Origin of the sequence: Parabacteroides johnsonii DSM 18315, assembly GCF_025151045.1 — a bacterium.
Classification (GTDB): domain Bacteria; phylum Bacteroidota; class Bacteroidia; order Bacteroidales; family Tannerellaceae; genus Parabacteroides; species Parabacteroides johnsonii.
Window position 1 is genome coordinate 1,419,194 of the sequence record NZ_CP102285.1, and the last position, 18,630, is coordinate 1,437,823.

Here is an 18,630-nt window from a genome sequence, read left to right on the forward strand (position 1 = left end):
GAATTTCATTTTCTCAATCCTTTTCTTTTAAGGTAAGTTTTCCAAAACTCAATATGAAGCATTGACAAAGGTAAGTTCCGCATTTAGCCTGTTCAAGTCAGAGCCTTCGGTTTGAATAAAAATCTTCCTCTCCATTTCATTCCGAGCGTATTTTTATCCAAAGACTTGCACAGACTAAATACTTCACTGGAAAAGTCAATGATTCAAATTAAATTCCGAGAAACAATGTTTTTGGCTTGACAGGTTACTCTTTCCAACTTTCAAAGTAGTGCTTTTGGAGCAGTTTATCAATATCACTCTGACGGTAGATGATTTTACCTTTTATCTGGATAAAGGGGATTAGACCTGTATCTCTCCACTCTTGCAGGGTTCGCAAACTGACATTCAGTTTCTTGGAAACTTCATTATTAGAAAGAAAGCGTTCCCCGTTCAGGTGGGGCTTGTAATGCTTGACTATAGACTCAATGCCGTTCAGCATCGAATCAAGCGAAGAAATAAATTCTTTGACTTGTGGGGTATCTTTATTTATTAATTCCATGATTGAAAGATTGTTTTATTGAAATCTTGATTTCAAGATGGCTAGATAGCTAGATAGCTGGCTAGTTACGCAGATAGTCACCCAAAGATGAAATGTTAAGTATATCTTTTGCCAGATCATAATCTACATAGAGCCGTTTGGATCCAGCAATAATAAAATACTGGCTACCATCTTGCTGTATCTCATAAGTAGCGGGTGAAGCCTGTTTAGTGGTTTCCGATACATATATAATAGAAAGAAGGTACTCTTTATCGCTCCGATAAATGATTATCGTAGGATTCAGATTAACGCTTTCCCATGTGCCGACAATGGAAAACAGGTTGAAGGACGGGTAATCTTCTTTAGTTCTTTTCATAAGGCATAATTTGTTTGGGTGATTGATTTTGTGTTTCACTGTCCGCAATAATTCTTTCAATATCGGAAGACTTGTAAAAAATCTTACTCCCGATTTGAGAATAAGCCAACCGCCCACTACTTCGGTAATATTGCAGCGTTCGTTTACTAAAGCCCAACAACAGGCAAACTTCCTGACTATCCAGCCAGTTTTCTACTTTCTGGGTATGAGTGTTACACAAACTTTCTATCCGTTTGGCAAACTCGGTGAACCGTTCGCAGACACACGAAAAAGTTCTTTTTTCAATGGTTACTACTTCCATACTTTCATTTTTTAATGGTTTATAAAACATGTTGATTAAACTTTCACCAGCAAATGAAAGAAGAATCAAGAGACGTTTTCAAAACTGTCTGGAAGTGGTAGAATGTGACTATATATGGCTTCTTCCAAAAATTTAAAAGCCAGATATATAATTGAAATATGCTTTGTTATTAGGAAATACTAGATTAATATCAAAAGTAGATTTTAAGTCTCCACACCTGCGCTATGCTTCGGGTTATATTCTAGTTTAAGACTTGCACAAACTGGATAATACACTGATAGAGTTAATGTTATTAATCCGTCTCAGAAAAAATATTTTATTGAATCGAGCTGTTTAATAAGCCCAACCTTTGAGCAATATTAACAGCTTCAATAGAATTGTTTGCTTTTAATTTTAATAGTATGTTTTGCCTATGAGTGTTTATTGTATTGATACTAACATTTAAAGAGTTTGCAATTTCTTTGCTTAATAAGCCTTGTTTCATTAATTGCAAGACGCTCAACTCCCTATTGGTCAATGGTTCTTCTAAGGTATCTGACAAATCAATAAATATCTGTTCTCCTGTTTCAAAATTATATAGGTGGCTTTTGGTTATTTCTGATTCATGACTTGCATCAACATCAATAACCGAAAGCATAAGCCAAATATTACCAGATTTATCCAATTCTATTGCTTGCTCCTGTTCAATAATACGGATATATTCACCACGTACATTTTTTACTCTCATCTCATGTACCATCTTGTGCTTCATTTTTTCTTCTGCGGAAAGACTACTTAATAAAGAGTAGATTTTCTTTCTAACAAGCAGGCCGTAATATATATCACCCGGATGAATAATTTTTAAGACTGGTTCATGTCCATTGATAAATAACCTTTCAGAGTCAATTCCGTATGATTGAGGGATATTATTTGATACAAAAACGAATTTTTTAGTGCAGCAATCAAAGACCAGCACAATACTATGAGTTAATTCCGACAATTTGAGCCAATCTGCTCTTTTCCGTTCTATAACAGAGTAATCCAACTCATTGATAAAAGCACTTGATGTTGGCAGAATATTTTCGACTGCTTTTTCTATTTTATCTATTGATTCATTTTTCATACCTCACATTTTCAGTCTATTAAGTCTTTCCTCATTATAAATGACTATTGTAACAGTTAAGGCTTGCCTATAACTTTGCACAAAGTTAATAAATTAATAATGAATAACATGTGTAGGGTTACATATAGTTATTCATGCCAATAATAAACAATTAAAAACTATCAATTATGATTCAGAAAGTTAAGTTAATAACACGTGAAGGTAAAAAAGTTATGGGCTACCGAGTTACTGTTACTTCGGATTTTCATTCTAACATAGAGAATATATGGGATAAAATTCAAGATATTGATACTTTGAGAGAAATTTGTAAACCTAAAGCTAGTTTTATTGCTTGTGATGATTCTCCTATACAGTGGAAAGAAGGCAAAACTTTTGTTTTCAAAATGTACTTGCATGGCTTTTTGCCAGTAGGTAGGCATACAATTAATGTTGTCAAGATGGATAAAACGTCACGAGAAATAGATACAAAAGAATATGATAATACTGTAGTCATTTGGAATCACTATATTAAGATGGAAGAAATAAGCCAACAAGTAACCCGATATACTGACACTGTGGATTTATATGCAGGTTGTTTAACGTCTATTGCTGCATGGTGGACTTTGAAATTTTATAAGCACAGACAACGCAAATGGCAAGAGATAGCTAAAAGTTTATAAATTCATATAGAGCGATAAAAAACAGAAAGCCATGTCAGATTGGGATTTAACTGAAAAACGTATATATAAATTGCTAAGACATCCATACCAATTAGATAAGTCTGTTGTTGAAGATATGGCTTCTGCTTATTTGGAATTTGTAGAGGAGCTCTTTGATTACCTGAATAGAATAGGTGACAATAAAATACGAATTAGACAGCTTAATATGAGTTATATTGACTTTGGAACACTTAAAGCGTTGGAAGAATCATGTCCCACAGAAAACAGTAAGTTGAAATTGGTTTTTCTGGATAAGTTGTTATCGTTGATAAATATGGAACAGGAACTAATTTATCGACAGATGGAGTATCCTAAATTTTTTATCAATATTGAATCTGAATGGAAATCACCATTTTATCTAAATAATGAAGTAATAAAACTCGTAGATATGATGGAGCTAGTTTGTGGTATTTTCTATATATCGAATGGTGTTATTCGCATAGATCATAAGGAAATCTTTCTTAGCGATGTAGCTCGTATCTTTGAAAAGATGTTTAATATAAATTTTGGTGATATTTATAAGAAAGAAAGTGCAGTAATCAAACGAAAGCCAATGAAAATAACTGAATTTCTCGATAGGTTGAAAGCTGTCATTATCCAGAAGAGTAAAGATGAAGGTTACTATCATTCATAAAGTATAAAGTAATTTAATCTGAAAATCAATCATATACATGCAATTTATGAGGGAGTACCACTGGTATTCCCCTAACTTATTTACACTCATTTGCCGAACTTTGCTTCATCAATCGATTGAAAACAAGAATGTTGAACTTAAAAATTAAGCAAAATGTATATAGACAACGAAAACTTCGAGAGGTGGATGGAGAAACTATCCAAGAAACTCACTGAAATCGGACAAGACTTGAAATCACTCATCAATACTGATACGGTACTAGATGATAATGAGAAAATTCTCGATAATCAAGATTTAGCTTTTCTTTTGAAAGTATCTTTCCGAACTCTTCAACGCTACAGAGTAAATAAACAACTTCCTTATTTCACTATCGGAAGGAAAACCTATTATCGGGCTGTAGATATTCGAGCTTTTGTTCGTGAACGTGCTGATTCTCAAACCTACAAACAGTTTGAAAAAGCCAATCAGTTGGCTAATCAACCTTGATAGCAAAAAGTAGCAGAGGAAAGAAGCCAGTGTTCAGGCTATTCCTCTATGTTACTACCCCAATTTAGCACAAACAGCTTCACCTATCGGTTCAGCCCGTTTCGCTAAATTGAGCAAGAGGGAACTGGACAAGTCCTGTTCTTCCCTCTTGCTCTGCGAGGCAAAGCCTTCGGCTTTAGCGTGTTACAAGAACACGCTGTAATGACACCTGTAATAAGCATTTTCTTTGCAATGCTTATTCTCAGGTATTTATCTATTCATATTTCTATAAAAGAGTAATTACCATGCCAAACAGCAATCGAAAAACGATATTTACCACCATTTCCATAGACAAGGAAACGGCAGCTTTGGTAGAGAAGATATGCAAACGCTTTTCACTGAAAAAGAGTGAAGTTGTAAAGTTGGCGTTCGGGTATATAGATAAGGCACATATCAACCCATCCGAAGTCCCTGAATCCGTAAAATCAGAACTGGCGAAAATAAATAAGAGACAGGATGATATTATCCGGTTCATCCGTCACTATGAGGAAGAACAACTGAATCCCATGATACGGGTAACAAATTCTATCGCTTTGCGCTTCGATACTATCAGCAAAACTTTGGAAACTCTTATACTCTCTCAACTGGAAGCCAGTCAGGAAAAACAAACAGCCGTGCTTAAAAAGTTAAGTGAACAATTCTGTAATCATGCAGATGTGATAAACAACCAGTCGAAACAGATTAATGCACTTTACCAGATACACCAACGGGATTATAAAAAGCTACTTCAACTGATACAACTCCATTCGGAACTGTCCGCTTGTGGTGTGATGGATAGCAAAAGGAAAGAAAACCTGAAAGCTGAAATCAGCAATCTGATAAATACATAAGATTATGCACATAGGCTTTGCTCCACCATCAAACGGAACGTATAATAATGCAGGAAGTAGCCGACAGCTAGCTAATTACCTTGAACATGAAGATTTAGAACGAATGGAAAAGAGAATCTATACCGAAGGCTTTTTCGATCTGACAGATGATAACATCTATAAATCAAAGGTCATAAAAGATATAGATTCCAATATCGGGCAACTATTGAAAACAGATGCTAAGTTTTATGCTATTCATGTCAGCCCATCAGAAAAAGAACTCCGAGCAATGGGTTATACAGAACAGGAGCAAGCCGAAGCCATGAAACGCTATATCCGTGAAGTGTTTATACCTGAATATGCCAAGAACTTCAACAAAGGGCTATCCGCTTTTGATATAAAATTTTATGGTAAGATTCATTTTGGTCGTAACCATTCAGATAGTGACTTAAATATGCACTGCCATTTGATAGTGAGCCGGAAAGACCAGTCTAATAAAAAGAAGTTATCACCTCTCACCAACCACAAGAACACCAAGAAAGGGACGGTAACAGGCGGTTTTGAACGTGTACAATTGTTCCGAGAAGCAGAACAAGGCTTTGATAAGCTATTCTGCTACAACCGCCAATTATCAGAATCCTTTGAGTATGCTAATACGATGAAAAACAGTTCTATCACAGAACAACTTGAATTACAAGAACAAAACTTTACTTGCGAAAAGAAAAAGGAAATATTCCAATCCAGTGAAAAAGAAAACATGATTTCTTGCAATTTTAATATTAAGGCAGATGATAAACACTCTTACAATCAAAAAAATAGTACTGGTGATGATTCTCTGTTATTTATCTTTTCATTTAGAGATGAAAATAATTACGATGCAACATTGGCTGAGAAATTACACGTACAGAAATACAAAAAGAAGCAGAAGAGATGATTGTTGTAATCCTCAAAAACTATATTTTAATTTGTAGTTTCATTATCAATAACCTAAATTTGTTAATAAAATGTTTTGCAAGCAAAGAGAATAACGTATCTTTGTATGTTTCAATTTAATAACTATTGTTTATGAATATAGAATTATTAGATAGTATATATGAACGTTATGGCTATGAGGTGAAGAAATCACACGTAGGAGTACGCGTTTATATATTTACCAAAAGCATATACTCAGGTGCTGAAATAATTGTAACAGATTCCCAAAGTTGCAATATTGAACAACTAAGGAAGGAATATAGTGATAGCGGATATGCTGTAAAAGTTAGACAATATAAATCTATTGAAGAAGCCGAAGTTATTCTATTTAAAGAGTTTTTTAAAGTAGACGCTGTTATTCAAAATCTAAAGAGAAGATATGAGGACTTTATCCGTAGAGTTATGGATAAGCTTTCGGATAGTGCAACCTATGAGTATATAAAATGTCCATATGAAATTTCAAAATATCAGTCTGAAAATGAAAATTTCGAGAACACATCTGTGAAATTTTATCAAGAGGGATTAGTAGAAAGGCTCTCTGACCTATTAGATTCTCATCAAGGTCCCTTATTTGTTATACTAGAAGCAGCCGCCGGTTATGGAAAAACTTGTACCGCCTATGAATTACTTAGTCGTTTTTTAAAAATAAGTAATACAAAAATTCCTTTCTTTACAGAATTGTCTAGAGATAGAAAAGCAACCATTTTTAGCCATATTTTAAGAAAGGAAATTGAAGAGCAATTTGCGAATAGAGTTGATTCATCTGTTGTTATTGGAGAAATAAAAAAAGGAAGAATACCTTTAATTATAGATGGGTTTGATGAATTAATATCCAAAGATTTTTCATTCAATACGAGTGAATTTCAGCAGGTAGAAAGTATGCTTTCAACAGTTGTTGATCTCCTATCGGATAATGCAAAAATTGTAATAACATCAAGAAAAACTGCAATTTTCAACAGTGAAGATTTTTACAATTGGATGTCAAATAGAAATATTGATTATACAATGGCAAAAATCACTATTTCTGAACCATGTATTGAAAATTGGCTAAATAAAGAGCAGCTAGATGTTATTAATAGAGCGAATTTACCATTAGAAACATTTGCAAATCCTGTTCTATTAGCATTTTTGAAATATTCATCAATGGAAGAGTTGGAAAAAATGGTATTAAAAGATAATACTATAATCAACGAGTATTTAGACTTCTTATTGAAACGTGAACAAACAAGACAAGGACTATTAATAGAACCTGAAACACAATTAAGAATATTCCGAAAATTAGTTCGCCTATTTACAGAACTAGATATTAAAACGGCATCAAAAGATGATATCAAAGAATTAATTTTAGATTATAATAAAAAAATACTCAGTAAAACATTAGAAAAATATCTTCCATCAGAAAGACCACGTATTGAACAATTAGCAGATACTCTATCAAATCATGCATTTTTAGATAAAAAAGATAATAAGACTATTGGATTTGTAAATGAATTCATACTCGGTACATTGATTGCTCAAAATTTAGTTATGGGTAAATATATGGAACATAATTCTAAATTTTATAAAGATCTGGACATAATGTTTGCAAACTTAGCATTTCATGCATATAGGGTGCAGACAGATAGTGAAAAACATAAATTATGGGAAGTATTCACTTCATTACCATTTAATTATGATCCACTATTTTATCTTCAAATAGATGTTGAGTTAGAAAAATCTCTAAACAGAAAGTACAAGCAACTCGCTATAGACAACTATTGTATGTCTAATATTTCATTTATTGGAATAGATAGATTTGAGAATACAGTTTTTACTAATTGTGCTTTTAAGAGTTGTGAATTTAATACTAATTCTTTTCGAAACTGTTCCTTTGTGAAATGCAAATTTTATGATTGCATTGTGCATAATAAAAAAGAAAACAATAATTATATTGGTTTCTTTACATCTACAGATAATAATGGTTTTATTGAAAAGATGACTATCAGCGACGATGAGATTTTAGAGAATGAGATAGAAGAAATAAGTTCAGAAAAGCTTATTCTTGATAAATTTTTTAATCAGGGATCATTACGGCCAAGATATAGGCAATTTTCGCAGCTTAACTCAGAATTATCAGATATGGGAAGTAGAGAATTATCAAAACAACTACACTCTCTTGAAGTAAAAAATTATATTGCGATGAATGGAAATCTTTGTCATCTTACGAAAGAAGGTATAATCTATTATAACGAACAATACAGAAAATCATGATAGGACTTGAATTAATTAAAAACAATATAGAGCAAGATATACAAAAGCAGTTAAATAGAATAGGAATCTTATATAGATTACATTCTCGAATCAAAACGGCAGATTCAATAACTGAAAAGAATGAACGTAACCACTACTCTACATCAACAAAATTGATGCAAGATATTATAGGGTTTAGAGTAATAACTTATTTTGAAGACGATGTTAAATTAGTAGCAGATTATTTCTCTAACCATTATATCAAAGATAATCTACAATATGATGAGCCTAAAGTTAATGAGTTTAATCCTTTGCGTAAGAATCTTGTTTGCAGATTGAATGGAGATAATCTACAGATTTTTAATGAAGTAAAAAGCAGACATGAAGAATTAAACTTTATAGATGCCACTTTTGAGATACAATTCAGAACTACTTTATCTGAAGGATGGCATGAAGTTGAGCACAATATGCGCTACAAATGTAAAAAAGAATGGAATGAATTAGAACAGGAATCCAGAGCCTTGAATGGGATATATGCAACTTTAGAAACAAGTGATTATACTTTAAGAAACCTATTTAATGACATATCATACAAACAGTATAAAGCACATAATTATAGCGGAATGATTAGAAATAAATTTAGATTAAGATTTAAACTTCAAGATTTATCGAATGATCTACTCGAAATATTCAATACAGATGATAATATAATAAAACGTATATTCAAGTTAGATAGAAAAGATTTATTATATAAACTTGTTAATTCAGAATTAAGAATGCCAATAACGTTTAATAATATATGTTTTTTATGCAACTATCTATATATACATGACGAAAGAATTACCCAGTTAACACCTAGTATTCTGTTAGATGATTTTAAATACTATTTTAGTATTGAATAGTTTTGATTATAAATTTCATCAATAATAGAAAATATATTATCTTTGCCCTCAGTATTCTCCATGAGCAAATTACCGCAAAAGCACGTAGAAAACAGTGGGTTAAATCATGGGATATGCTTGAAGCAAAAAATATAAAGTTTTAAATATCAGTGTGGTAACTCTGTAAGGAGAATCCCAGGCGGATCACCAAGAAGCTGGATAAAACCAGACAAAGAAAAGACAACTCCTACAATATCAAGGTATTGTAGGAGTTTTTTCTTTGTATAAAGTCCGTGACCGAAGACACGGAAAGGTCACAAAAATGGATCATACCGAAATCCTGAGGGATTAAAATATAATCATCTCCTAAAGTATCTATTGCATCTTCCTATAAGCCTCCTGATAGTATTTAAGTATTTATTATAATCCCCGATAGTGTAAAAATAATTCCAGATAAATTTGTTTTGTATAAAATAAAAGCGTTCCTTCGTGCTGTCACTCATTTTCAGAGAGATTATACGTATAGAGTGAACAAAAACAAAGGAGCCTTGACTGTGCAATTGGGTATAGCTTGACAACTTTCAGGTCAAGCTTTTTTTGTAACAGTATATAACGACAAGAAATATAAATATCCCAAACCTTAACTATTAGAAAGAGCGTGTTGCCTCTATATTGGAGGGACACGCTTTTTTAATAGTTATGTTGCATTAGCTCGGTTATGTACGTATAAGGAGATACCTATATCCATAGAGAATTAATTATGCATACATATTGGTGAGTCTGAATAAGAAAAAAGCAATATCCCTCACGCCTCTCAGCTGTGCTCTAAAAGCTTTGATTTTAGCATTGAAGGACTCACTCGCGGCATTGGTGGAGCGTCTTTTAAAAAAGCCAACAATATTCAAGTAATGTGTTTGTATGGTTCTGGCGACAGTGCCAAAAGACAGGAAACTGGATTTGTCCACCTGATCATACCAATGTGCCAAACGCGTCAAGGCAATATCTGCCGATTGTGCCTGATGATATATCAACCCTAACCTCATGCTTAAGTAATAGGCCTTCTTGATATCGGGATATTCCCGGAAAAGGATTTTAGCTCTTTTTCTTTGGCTCTCCGACCACAGTTCAGTTTTTTTGAACAAAAGATAGCGGCTTCTGGCCAACAGCTGTTTTCGACTGTCCCCATTCTCAAATGTTTCTTTCTACCCTATCCGACTTTTCTTTGAAATCAGACAACTCAAAATAATCAAACATTCCCTCTGGAAAGATAAAACGAAGAAATTGATCGTAACTCATCTCTTTTATTTTTTTACTGCCACTAAGATACGATTTTTTCCCCTCAGGATTTCGGGATGATCCAGATTATGAGTTTATCGGCCTACCTGACGTTGCTGTTCCGCATTGTACCGGTCTCCCACAACGGGAATAGCAGCCACGGTATCCTCCAGTTCTTTCCAATCCCCGGAGCTGATGTTGAAGTCGAGTGTACGCAGGTTCTCCTCCAGGTGAGACAGTTTTGTTGTTCCTGGAATCGGTACGATCCACGGTGTTTTCTGAAGCAACCAGCCAAGAGCCACCTGTGCCGAGGTCATGCCCCGTGTGCGTCCGAAAGCTTGCAGCGCATTTACAATGCGGGTATTCGCACGCATCGCTTCCGGCTGGAAACGCGGCAAGGTCTGGCGGTTGTCGTTGTTCACATCGAATACCGTGTATTCGTTGATGCAGCCTCCCAAAAATCCACGGTTAATCGGACTGTACGGGACGAAGCCGATACCCAACTCCCGGCATACATCGAGGACGCCGTTTTCTTCCACCAAACGGTGCATCAGATGGTACTCGCTTTGGATAGCCGTCAGCGGACAAATGGCGTGAGCCTTACGGATTGTTTCGGCACTGACCTCGCACATCCCCCAGCGTTGCACTTTACCTTCCTTGATCAAGTCGGCAATGGTAGCCGCTACCTCCTCGGCCGGAGTATTCGGGTCGGCACGGTGCTGGTAGAACATCGGCAGTGAATCTAGTCTCAATCGGCGAAGTGACTCCTCGCAATAGCGGCGGATGGTTGCCGGACGGCTGTCCTGACGACCGGTTCCTTTGCCGTCGATGACTTCATGCCCGAATTTAGTCGTTACGTTAATCCGTCCCTTGAATTCGGACAACGCTTCTCCTGCCAGGTTCTCATTGGTCAACGGTCCATAAATGATAGCCGTATCGAAGAGCGTTACACCGCGATCCACCGCTTCATGCAACAATCGGATACACTCTTTCTTATCCGGGTGTTGGCTGCGGTTGTAAGTCATGCCCATCACGCCGAAGCCGAGTGCCGACACCTCGAAGGCAGCCTTACCCGTACCCAATACACGATGTCCCTTGATACGGGCTGCATCGGTATCCGCATCGGATGTTTCCGCCTGTTTCGCCTCTGAAGCGAATACCTTGCCCAATCCCGAAGGCATGGCCATTGCGGCTCCTGCCAATGCAGCCGTCTTGAGAAATCCACGACGGCTGATATCCATTTTATTGTTTTCTTCCATAATTTTATGTTTTATGAATTATAACTTAATGAATGGAAAATGCCCCGTCCACTAAAAGGGCGTGCCCGTCTACGAAACTTGCCTGCGGTGAGCAAAGCCACAATACGGCGTTGGCTATTTCTTCCGGTTTACCGAGACGTCCGGCAGGAATATCGCGGACCAGTTCCTTTTCTAGATCGGGGTTACACCGTATCAGTTCTTCGGCCATAGGTGTTCGGATCACACCCGGACAGACGGCATTGATACGAATCCCTTTTGCCGAGTAGTCGATGGCAGCCGTGCGGGTCAGACCGATCACCGCATGTTTGCAGGCGATATAGGCCGCTTGTCCGAGGAACCCCGTAACGCCGCCTTGCGACGAGGTATTGACAATAGCGCCACCGCCTTGTTTCAACATCTGGATAATCTCGTAACGCATACAGTTCCATACACCTTTCAGATCGACAGCTACCGTGCGGTCGAACTCTTCATCGGTAATCTCAGCCATCGGCCGTTGCGGGGTCTGTATCCCGGCATTGTTCAATGCAGCGTCCAGCCTGCCGTAAGTCGCAACGATCCAGTCAATCATCTTCTTTACAGCTCGCGTGTCGGACACGTCGCAGCGATATGCCACGGCTTTATACCCTTCTGAAACCAACTTCCCGGCTTGTTCTTTCGGTTCATTGATGTCCACCAATACTACAGTTGCACCCGCTTTTGCAAATGTTTCTGCCGAGGCCAACCCGATACCTGCCGCTGCCCCCGTTACCATTGCCACTTTTTCATTCATTGTTCCCATGATTCTTTTGTTTTAATGTTCTGATGCAAAGTTACGAAGAGAGTCCCGCAACAATTTTGCTGCAAAGCTCATTCTGCTTTGTTATAAAGTTCAAATTGTTAAAAGAATGCCATTGGATATTTTACAATATAAATTTCCTTCCAGATCCATATATTATTCCCTTTGTCTGAATACGATTCTGTTTTTGCACCACAGCAGAAGTCTCTTGTATTCCCACGCAAACAATATGCTTAGAAATGTATATCCCCAAATAGACAGACAAGGGAAATCTTGTTTTATCCCAAGCATGCATGACCTGACTATCGGATGAGTGACGAATAGAAAGGCGGAAATGCCTCCGAGCCATTTAAGGGCGGCATAAAGAATGCAGAGCCCTTGCCAACGGTAAAACTGCGATTGTCACGAGACCGAACGTCAGCAGCCATAAATACTGATTAAAGCAGCATACAATAAAAAGAATAAAGGCAACTGCCGCCATACTTCCCGTCGGGAAAAAGTGTCTCCGTGCAGCTATGCGTTCCTAACGCAAAAGGAAGTACGGAACCAATAAAATTGAATCTGAAGTATTCCAACAAATCTGTATTCCTGATAATACCGATTGCCGTAGCCTGAACCATTATGCACGCTACCGTTAGAAGAACGAGAGGTCTTATATTTCGATGATAGACAAAGGCATAGTAGATAATATATAACTGGACTATCAGTGAAAAGAACCACCATGGTCCATGAAAAATATATGGTTCCGGATGTAGATTACCTGCAAAGCCTGTCATCAATGCCAGGTCAAACCAATGTTCCTGAAAATAGGAAGGGTCCTTTATGCCAAGGATAAGAAAATGAGGAATTAATAATGGTAGCAGAAGCAGCCAAAGTTTGCCGGCATGCCTCTTCATAAACTCCCGAAATTTTAAGGGGACTTCCTTTTTCTCATATTTAATGACCAGACCATATCCACTTAGAAAAACGAATACCGGTACTCCATAATGTCCGTAGTGGGAAATCAAATCCAGGAATAAACCGGAATCAAATTCAAGGAAACTATTTATAAGTTCCTTATTTCTTTCAGGATAATATATATGCTGATTTTCAAGTACGACATTTGAAAACCGGTGAATATAATTATGCAAAATAATAATCAATATGACATACCTCTTAGCACGAGGGTATCATCCAAGGTCATTTGGTATTTCTCATTGATCATAAATTCCCTTTTTTCATGTTTGAGATAAATAAACATCATGCCATGTCAGAGCTGTAACATAATAATGGCAGTATTGTAACCGGGGATATACCGGGTAGTAAGGAGTTGATGGCTGGTGAAAAGACCGCAATCGAAAGTCTGACTTTCCGGTCATGACCGCACGCTACAATCAGTGTAAAGAGATGAAATGGCAGTCAGGTCTTCCGTTTTCAGGTGAGATGAAAACACTGGGGTAAAAGTAGATTGCCTGAAACGGATAACGAGACTACCATATAAATTCGGTGGGCTGTTATGACTATTGAAACCTGGGAGCGATATAAATTCGTCCGGTATAATCCCATCGATACTGCCGGTCAGAATGGCCCTCCTCACCGGAATTCTTGATACTCGCTATATGTCCAATTTGAACCTGCAAAGTTGGAATATTCAAATGCAAGAACTGCATTTTCCTATTGGAGATTGCGAAATCCGGCCAACGGCTATTCCCCTCCATAGTCCGTGCTGCTGATTGTTCCCATATTTTTTGAATCCATAACGATTTGCTTTAATGTTCCGGTGCAAAATTACGAATTGAGCCCCGCAACAACTTTGCTGCGAGGCTCAACGTTCTTTGTCAGGAAGTTCACTTTGTTAAAAAAGGAACTGGATGTATTTTATGGACTATTTCAATAGATTATAGGGCTGCCGATGATACCATGTATAACATGCAGGCTGCTGTCCTTTGTTGCTGCCTGTTCGATGCGGTGGACCGGCTCGTCCCATGCGTGACGGGAGAGTGAAAATTTGCTGTTGTGCACCGGAAGGACTTTAGCCGCATCCAGTTCGTGAATCTCTGCCGGAAGCTGTTCGGGTATCGTATGGATATACCGCCAGTCTTCGTTGTATTGCCCGTTTTCGAGGATGGCAAGGTCAATATGCGGGAACCGTTTGCCGATTTCCGAGAAATGGGCAAACGGTTCCCGCTGTCACCGCCGATATAGACCGTAGAGCGTCCTTCGAGCATGAATGAAGCCCACAGCGAGGGATTCTGCCGAAGGAACCGGCCTGAAAAATGGCGGGCAGTCAAACATGTGATCCGAAAGCCGGATGGTTCAGAACGATAATAACGGTAAGAACCAATACTATAAAAATGGATACACATATAATCATTTTCTGTTTCATCCAATCATGATTTTATCTTGCGAATAAATTTGGTGGGATTGCCTGCGACAAGGGTATTCGGCTCCACATTGTGCATGACAATCACATTGCGTCCGAACTTTACATTGGCGGTACGGACACCTGAAAAAGGTGTTTCAATGCGGCAATTCTCTCCAAGATGTGGAAATACCTTGTGCAATAATTCACGATATTCCTCCGTATCCGGCATCGTATGATTCAGCCGGCAGATATTTTGCCGTAACTCTTTTGCCACGCCCAGTTCTTCTTCCGTCTGGTGCAGACAGTCTATTCTGAATTCTTCCATATCATTTATAATAGACAGACAGGACTCCTTGTCCGGAAATCCGTCCGCGATTATTCCTTACATGTTTTACAAAGATGTTTCAAGTATTTCGTAAATGTCCTTTTCCGTAAGCGGAGCAAAAATGGAAGGATTATCGAGTCCTTCATTCGTGGCGATGTGTGCGGCAATCTCTTTCAGACGGCTTTCGTCGATGCCCACTTCACGCAGAGTCATCGGCATGCGCATCGTGTTCCTGAAGAAATCGTAAGTCTTGTCAATCGTCTGTTCCGCAATCTTGTAAGGCGGCAGTTCAGCGGAGATGCCGTAAATGTCCACACCGAACTTCACGAAACGTTCCAGCGTGCGGTCGTTCAAGATGTGTCGCATCCATCTCGGTGTGATGATGGCAAGCCCTTCACCGTGCGTGATGTCGTAGTAGGCCGATAGCGCATGCTCAATACCGTGCATGGGCCATCCCGACATGCCTGCCCCCAGATTGAGCAACCCGTTGCAGCCGAAAGTGCAGGCAAGCATGATTTCGGCGCGGGCTTCGTAGTCGTCGGGATGATCCAAAGCGACAGGACCGAACTTCATCAGGGTTTTGATCAGCGTCTCGCAGAAACCGTCGGCAACCGAGTTGGACGGATTGACAAAGAACTGTTCCATCGCGTGGTTGATGGCATCGGCCACACCGGCCGCAGTATGTTTAGCATTGACCGTTTCGGTATAGGCAGGGTCAAGCAGAGAGCAGACAGGATAAAGAAGCGGGTCCACATATCCGATCTTGTCATTGGTCTCCGTCCGGGAAATAACACCGCCACAATCATACTCACTGCCGGTAGCGGCAAGCGTCATGACATCGACAATGGGAAGAGCATCCTCTGCTTTTACCTTATACGAAATCAAGTCCCAAGGGTCACCTTCATATCGGGCGGCTGCGGCAATCGCCTTGCAGCAGTCGAGGACTGAACCTCCACCTACGGATAAGATAACATCAATCCGTTTCTCCTTGCATATTCTCTGTCCGTCAAGTACGCTCGGATTGTATTTGGGATTGGGTTCGATACCACCCAATTCGTGGATTTCAAAATCCTTGAGCAGTTCCTTCACCTTGTCATAAAGCCCGAGGCGTTTGATGCTTCCCCCGCCATAGGCAAGAAGGACTTTATTTCCGATGGGACGCATCACTTCGGGCAGTCTGTCGATAATACCTTTCCCGAAAATCAAACGGGTCGGGGTATGATATTCGAAATTTTCCATATCTGTTGTTTTTAGAGTTTTTCAATAATCTGCTTCGACCATCCGGCGACGTTTGCTGTACCACCGTTGAACAGTCGGCCTTCTTTCCATTCAATTTTGGGATAGAGTTTCTTGAGTTGTTTCACGCTACCCGTGATTGAACTGCCACCCGAAGTGGCAAAAGGAATGACGGTTTTACCCGTGAAATCATATTTCTCAAGAAAGGTATTGACCGGGCGCGGACACAAGTCCCACCATATCGGATAACCGAGGAACACCACGTCGTAATCTTTCAGATCAATCGTTTCTCCACCCAGCGCAGGACGTGATTTTTCGTCTGTCATCTCCACCGAACTGCGGCTCGCCTTGTCGTTCCAGTCGAGATCTGCCGAAGTGTAGGCCGTAGCCGGAGTAATCCGGTAAAGTTTACCACCAGTCTCTTTTGCAATAGCGGTTGCCACTTTCTCTGTGGTCCCCGTGCAGGAGAAATAGGCTACAAGGATTCTCTTATCGGACGGCCTGTCGGTATCCGCAGTCTGTTTTTGTGCTTTCGACGGGCAACTGAAAGTAAGCAGGCTCATAAGTATCAATACTATCTGTTTCATGTCATTTTAATTTAGAATATACTTCATCGCCGACAGGTTCCAGCCATTCGGTACTGTTGTTCTCACCGGGCACTTCGATGGCTAAATGCGAGAACCAGCTGTCGGGAGCCGCCCCGTGCCAATGCTTCACGCCTGCCGGAATATTGATAGCATCCCCGGGGCGTAGTTCCACCGGTTCTTTGCCCCACTCCTGATAGTAGCCGCGACCGCCCACGCATACGAGTGTTTGACCGCCGCCTTTTGTTGCCTTGTGCACATGCCAGTTGTTGCGGCAGCCCGGCTCGAAGGTCACATTAACCACGGGGACTCCGTCCGTTACCACGGGAGCCGTGTAACTTTGACCGATGAAATACTTGGCATAGGCATCGTTGGGTTTCCCCACGGGGAAAATGATGGTTTGCGCGTACGCTTCGAGCGAACCTGCCGCTACGCTGTCTGTATTACCGTCGGTCCAAACCTCTTTTGCCATGCGGAAAGCCGCCCACGCTTTTGGCCAGCCCGCGTAGAATGCGGCATGGGTGAGTATTTCGGCTATCTCGGTTTGAGTCACTCCGTTCTTCTTCGCCGATTCGAGATGGTACTTGAACGAGGAATCGGTCAGTCCCTGCGACATCAGGGCCACCACGGTTACAATGGAACGGTCGCGGAGCGAAAGCAGATTGTTCCGGCTCCACACTTCCCCGAAAAGAATATCATCGTTCAAACGTGCAAATTCGGGGGCAAATTCTCCGAGCGCGTCGCGTCCGGCAGTTTGTTGGATTTTTACTTGTGATTTTGCCATGATCGGAAAAATTAAAGTCAATAATAAAGCTAATGATGCTACTTTTGTTTTCATACGATATGATTTTTAGTTCGACATTTCCAAGACAACCGACAGGTCTTTCCTGTTTTCCGATACAAAAGTACAGGCATTATTCCACAACAGCTTTGCTGCAAGGCTCAAACTGTTTTGTTCTGAAGTTCATCTTACCATGAAGGAGCGACACCATAAGCCTCCTTGTATATCTTGGAGAAATGCGACAGGTTCTTGAAACCCACATCGAAGCAGGCTTCCGTCACTTTCTTCTTGCCTGATTTTATCAGGCCGTGCGCGGCCTCCAAACGGCGTTTGATAATCCACTTTTGCGGTGTCAGGTTACTGACTTTGGCAAAGTCCCGCTTGAAGGTAGCCAGGCTGCGTCCCGTGTAACTGGCGATTTCCTCCAGAGAGAGATCACACATGTAGTTCTCGTTCAGATAGTCGAGAATGTCGATTTTCCATGGCTCCACGAAGTCGAACAACGAGGCATAGAGATTCCGGTCGGTATTAAGCAGTACATATATCCCTTCTACCATTTTCAGCTTCAGTACCTCTTCGGACGGTTTTTCGCCTGCATCGAAATAGGGAATGACGGATTCGAACAGCGAACGGATATCAGGCCTGTTACTGGGCAACACACGCAGGCTTACCTTCTCACGTTCGGAATCGTTTGGAATCTGTTGCCGGTTAAGCGTCTGGTAAAATTCTCGTAGAAACGGTCTTGAGAACTTCAGTACGACAGAACGGTAAGGCTTTCCGTCCTCAACCTTTTTCTGCAACCACATCCGGTTATCACGCCGCATGAAAGCACAATCCCCCGGATGCAACACGGTTTTCTTACCACGTTCCTCTATCTCCAGCTCACCGGAGCACAGATAAATAAGCGTATGCTCCCTGTTTTCATGGGCGCATCCCCGGTCATCGGTGAAATAATTCGCTATAAGCACGTTCGAGCAATCGAATACATCTAATCGTTCCATATTGTC

The 18,630-nt window shown here is 39.7% G+C and carries 21 protein-coding genes; 8 read left to right on the plus strand and 13 right to left on the minus strand.

Translation table 11 applies throughout. The features are described 5' to 3' along the window. Positions 1–244: 244 nt before the first annotated feature. The 4 genes from NQ564_RS05830 to NQ564_RS05845 form a co-directional block, all read right to left on the minus strand. Positions 245–538, minus strand: a complete 294-nt coding sequence (locus NQ564_RS05830; protein ID WP_004293696.1) for a helix-turn-helix domain-containing protein — start codon at positions 536–538, stop codon at positions 245–247. A gap of 61 nt (positions 539–599) precedes the next feature. Beyond that, on the minus strand, positions 600–893 hold the full coding sequence (locus NQ564_RS05835) for a DUF3876 domain-containing protein (protein ID WP_008148209.1): 294 nt from the start codon (positions 891–893) through the stop codon (positions 600–602). Continuing rightward, positions 880–1,194, minus strand: a complete 315-nt coding sequence (locus NQ564_RS05840) for a helix-turn-helix domain-containing protein (protein ID WP_009859875.1) — start codon at positions 1,192–1,194, stop codon at positions 880–882. The genes NQ564_RS05835 and NQ564_RS05840 overlap by 14 nt, the downstream gene beginning before the upstream one ends. 316 nt (positions 1,195–1,510) lie before the next feature. Further along, the gene (locus NQ564_RS05845; RefSeq protein WP_008148204.1) at positions 1,511–2,296 is read right to left on the minus strand and encodes a LuxR C-terminal-related transcriptional regulator; all 786 of its coding nucleotides are present in this window, start codon (positions 2,294–2,296) and stop codon (positions 1,511–1,513) included. Between the two features lie 167 nt (positions 2,297–2,463). On the opposite strand from NQ564_RS05845, the gene NQ564_RS05850 reads away from it, so the two are divergent. From NQ564_RS05850 to NQ564_RS05880, 7 genes are all read left to right on the plus strand, one after another. Further along, positions 2,464–2,955, plus strand: a complete 492-nt coding sequence (locus NQ564_RS05850) for a hypothetical protein (protein ID WP_008148201.1) — start codon at positions 2,464–2,466, stop codon at positions 2,953–2,955. 31 nt (positions 2,956–2,986) lie between these two features. Next, a complete protein-coding gene (locus NQ564_RS05855) occupies positions 2,987–3,628 on the plus strand; it encodes an RteC domain-containing protein (protein ID WP_118220489.1) in 642 nt (213 codons plus the stop codon). 153 nt (positions 3,629–3,781) lie between these two features. Beyond that, entirely contained in the window at positions 3,782–4,114 is a 333-nt protein-coding gene (locus NQ564_RS05860; RefSeq protein ID WP_008148196.1) for a helix-turn-helix domain-containing protein, read from the plus strand. A 284-nt stretch (positions 4,115–4,398) separates the two neighbouring features. Continuing rightward, complete coding sequence (locus NQ564_RS05865; RefSeq protein WP_087375795.1) at positions 4,399–4,983, plus strand: BfmA/BtgA family mobilization protein; 585 nt, start codon at positions 4,399–4,401, stop codon at positions 4,981–4,983. Between the two features lie 4 nt (positions 4,984–4,987). Beyond that, positions 4,988–5,896: a DUF5712 family protein gene (locus NQ564_RS05870; RefSeq protein WP_008148193.1), complete on the plus strand. Its 909-nt coding sequence runs from the start codon at positions 4,988–4,990 to the stop codon at positions 5,894–5,896. Between the two features lie 131 nt (positions 5,897–6,027). After that, the gene (locus NQ564_RS05875; RefSeq protein WP_009859882.1) at positions 6,028–8,184 is read left to right on the plus strand and encodes an NACHT domain-containing protein; all 2,157 of its coding nucleotides are present in this window, start codon (positions 6,028–6,030) and stop codon (positions 8,182–8,184) included. Continuing rightward, on the plus strand, positions 8,181–9,065 hold the full coding sequence (locus NQ564_RS05880; protein WP_009859883.1) for a RelA/SpoT domain-containing protein: 885 nt from the start codon (positions 8,181–8,183) through the stop codon (positions 9,063–9,065). Before NQ564_RS05875 ends, NQ564_RS05880 begins: the two co-directional genes overlap by 4 nt. Before the next feature lie 737 nt (positions 9,066–9,802). On the opposite strand, the gene NQ564_RS05885 is transcribed toward NQ564_RS05880, so the two are convergent. The 4 genes from NQ564_RS05885 to NQ564_RS05900 form a co-directional block, all read right to left on the minus strand. Beyond that, on the minus strand, positions 9,803–10,186 hold the full coding sequence (locus tag NQ564_RS05885; protein ID WP_449406516.1) for an ISL3 family transposase: 384 nt from the start codon (positions 10,184–10,186) through the stop codon (positions 9,803–9,805). Positions 10,187–10,414: 228 nt separating this feature from the next. Continuing rightward, complete coding sequence (locus tag NQ564_RS05890; protein WP_129649887.1) at positions 10,415–11,578, minus strand: aldo/keto reductase; 1,164 nt, start codon at positions 11,576–11,578, stop codon at positions 10,415–10,417. Between the two features lie 25 nt (positions 11,579–11,603). Next, a complete protein-coding gene (locus NQ564_RS05895) occupies positions 11,604–12,356 on the minus strand; it encodes an SDR family NAD(P)-dependent oxidoreductase (protein WP_129649889.1) in 753 nt (250 codons plus the stop codon). Between the two features lie 434 nt (positions 12,357–12,790). Then, positions 12,791–13,495 (minus strand): acyltransferase family protein, encoded by a 705-nt coding sequence (locus NQ564_RS05900; RefSeq protein ID WP_008148180.1) that lies wholly within the window; start codon positions 13,493–13,495, stop codon positions 12,791–12,793. 853 nt (positions 13,496–14,348) lie between these two features. Between NQ564_RS05900 and NQ564_RS19395 the strand changes: the two genes are divergently transcribed. After that, positions 14,349–14,537: a hypothetical protein gene (locus tag NQ564_RS19395; protein WP_039848109.1), complete on the plus strand. Its 189-nt coding sequence runs from the start codon at positions 14,349–14,351 to the stop codon at positions 14,535–14,537. Positions 14,538–14,722: 185 nt separating this feature from the next. Here NQ564_RS19395 and NQ564_RS05910 read toward each other — a convergent pair whose 3' ends face one another. The 5 genes from NQ564_RS05910 to NQ564_RS05930 all read right to left on the minus strand — a co-directional run bounded on the left by NQ564_RS05910 (position 14,723) and on the right by NQ564_RS05930 (position 18,624). Then, positions 14,723–15,022 carry an LbetaH domain-containing protein gene (locus NQ564_RS05910; RefSeq protein ID WP_008148171.1) on the minus strand — a complete coding sequence of 100 codons (300 nt, stop codon included), beginning with the start codon at positions 15,020–15,022 and terminating at the stop codon, positions 14,723–14,725. 66 nt (positions 15,023–15,088) lie between these two features. Further along, on the minus strand, positions 15,089–16,261 hold the full coding sequence (locus NQ564_RS05915) for an iron-containing alcohol dehydrogenase (RefSeq protein ID WP_129649891.1): 1,173 nt from the start codon (positions 16,259–16,261) through the stop codon (positions 15,089–15,091). 11 nt (positions 16,262–16,272) lie between these two features. Beyond that, on the minus strand, positions 16,273–16,845 hold the full coding sequence (locus NQ564_RS05920) for a flavodoxin (protein ID WP_008148165.1): 573 nt from the start codon (positions 16,843–16,845) through the stop codon (positions 16,273–16,275). Position 16,846: 1 nt separating this feature from the next. Beyond that, a complete protein-coding gene (locus NQ564_RS05925; RefSeq protein ID WP_129649893.1) occupies positions 16,847–17,680 on the minus strand; it encodes a carboxymuconolactone decarboxylase family protein in 834 nt (277 codons plus the stop codon). Positions 17,681–17,811: 131 nt separating this feature from the next. After that, complete coding sequence (locus NQ564_RS05930) at positions 17,812–18,624, minus strand: AraC family transcriptional regulator (RefSeq protein ID WP_008148159.1); 813 nt, start codon at positions 18,622–18,624, stop codon at positions 17,812–17,814. Positions 18,625–18,630: the final 6 nt, after the last annotated feature.

Coding starts and splice junctions, on each gene's coding strand:
- NQ564_RS05845 (WP_008148204.1), bottom strand. CDS start 2,296: ATGAAAAATGAATCAATAGATAAAATAGAAAAAGCAGTCGAAAATATT.
- NQ564_RS05850 (WP_008148201.1), top strand. CDS start 2,464: ATGATTCAGAAAGTTAAGTTAATAACACGTGAAGGTAAAAAAGTTATG.
- NQ564_RS05870 (WP_008148193.1), top strand. CDS start 4,988: ATGCACATAGGCTTTGCTCCACCATCAAACGGAACGTATAATAATGCA.
- NQ564_RS05855 (WP_118220489.1), top strand. CDS start 2,987: ATGTCAGATTGGGATTTAACTGAAAAACGTATATATAAATTGCTAAGA.
- NQ564_RS05880 (WP_009859883.1), top strand. CDS start 8,181: ATGATAGGACTTGAATTAATTAAAAACAATATAGAGCAAGATATACAA.
- NQ564_RS05915 (WP_129649891.1), bottom strand. CDS start 16,261: ATGGAAAATTTCGAATATCATACCCCGACCCGTTTGATTTTCGGGAAA.
- NQ564_RS05890 (WP_129649887.1), bottom strand. CDS start 11,578: ATGGAAGAAAACAATAAAATGGATATCAGCCGTCGTGGATTTCTCAAG.
- NQ564_RS05925 (WP_129649893.1), bottom strand. CDS start 17,680: ATGAAAACAAAAGTAGCATCATTAGCTTTATTATTGACTTTAATTTTT.
- NQ564_RS05910 (WP_008148171.1), bottom strand. CDS start 15,022: ATGGAAGAATTCAGAATAGACTGTCTGCACCAGACGGAAGAAGAACTG.
- NQ564_RS05930 (WP_008148159.1), bottom strand. CDS start 18,624: ATGGAACGATTAGATGTATTCGATTGCTCGAACGTGCTTATAGCGAAT.
- NQ564_RS05860 (WP_008148196.1), top strand. CDS start 3,782: ATGTATATAGACAACGAAAACTTCGAGAGGTGGATGGAGAAACTATCC.
- NQ564_RS05840 (WP_009859875.1), bottom strand. CDS start 1,194: ATGGAAGTAGTAACCATTGAAAAAAGAACTTTTTCGTGTGTCTGCGAA.
- NQ564_RS05865 (WP_087375795.1), top strand. CDS start 4,399: ATGCCAAACAGCAATCGAAAAACGATATTTACCACCATTTCCATAGAC.
- NQ564_RS05835 (WP_008148209.1), bottom strand. CDS start 893: ATGAAAAGAACTAAAGAAGATTACCCGTCCTTCAACCTGTTTTCCATT.
- NQ564_RS05895 (WP_129649889.1), bottom strand. CDS start 12,356: ATGGGAACAATGAATGAAAAAGTGGCAATGGTAACGGGGGCAGCGGCA.
- NQ564_RS05875 (WP_009859882.1), top strand. CDS start 6,028: ATGAATATAGAATTATTAGATAGTATATATGAACGTTATGGCTATGAG.
- NQ564_RS05920 (WP_008148165.1), bottom strand. CDS start 16,845: ATGAAACAGATAGTATTGATACTTATGAGCCTGCTTACTTTCAGTTGC.
- NQ564_RS05830 (WP_004293696.1), bottom strand. CDS start 538: ATGGAATTAATAAATAAAGATACCCCACAAGTCAAAGAATTTATTTCT.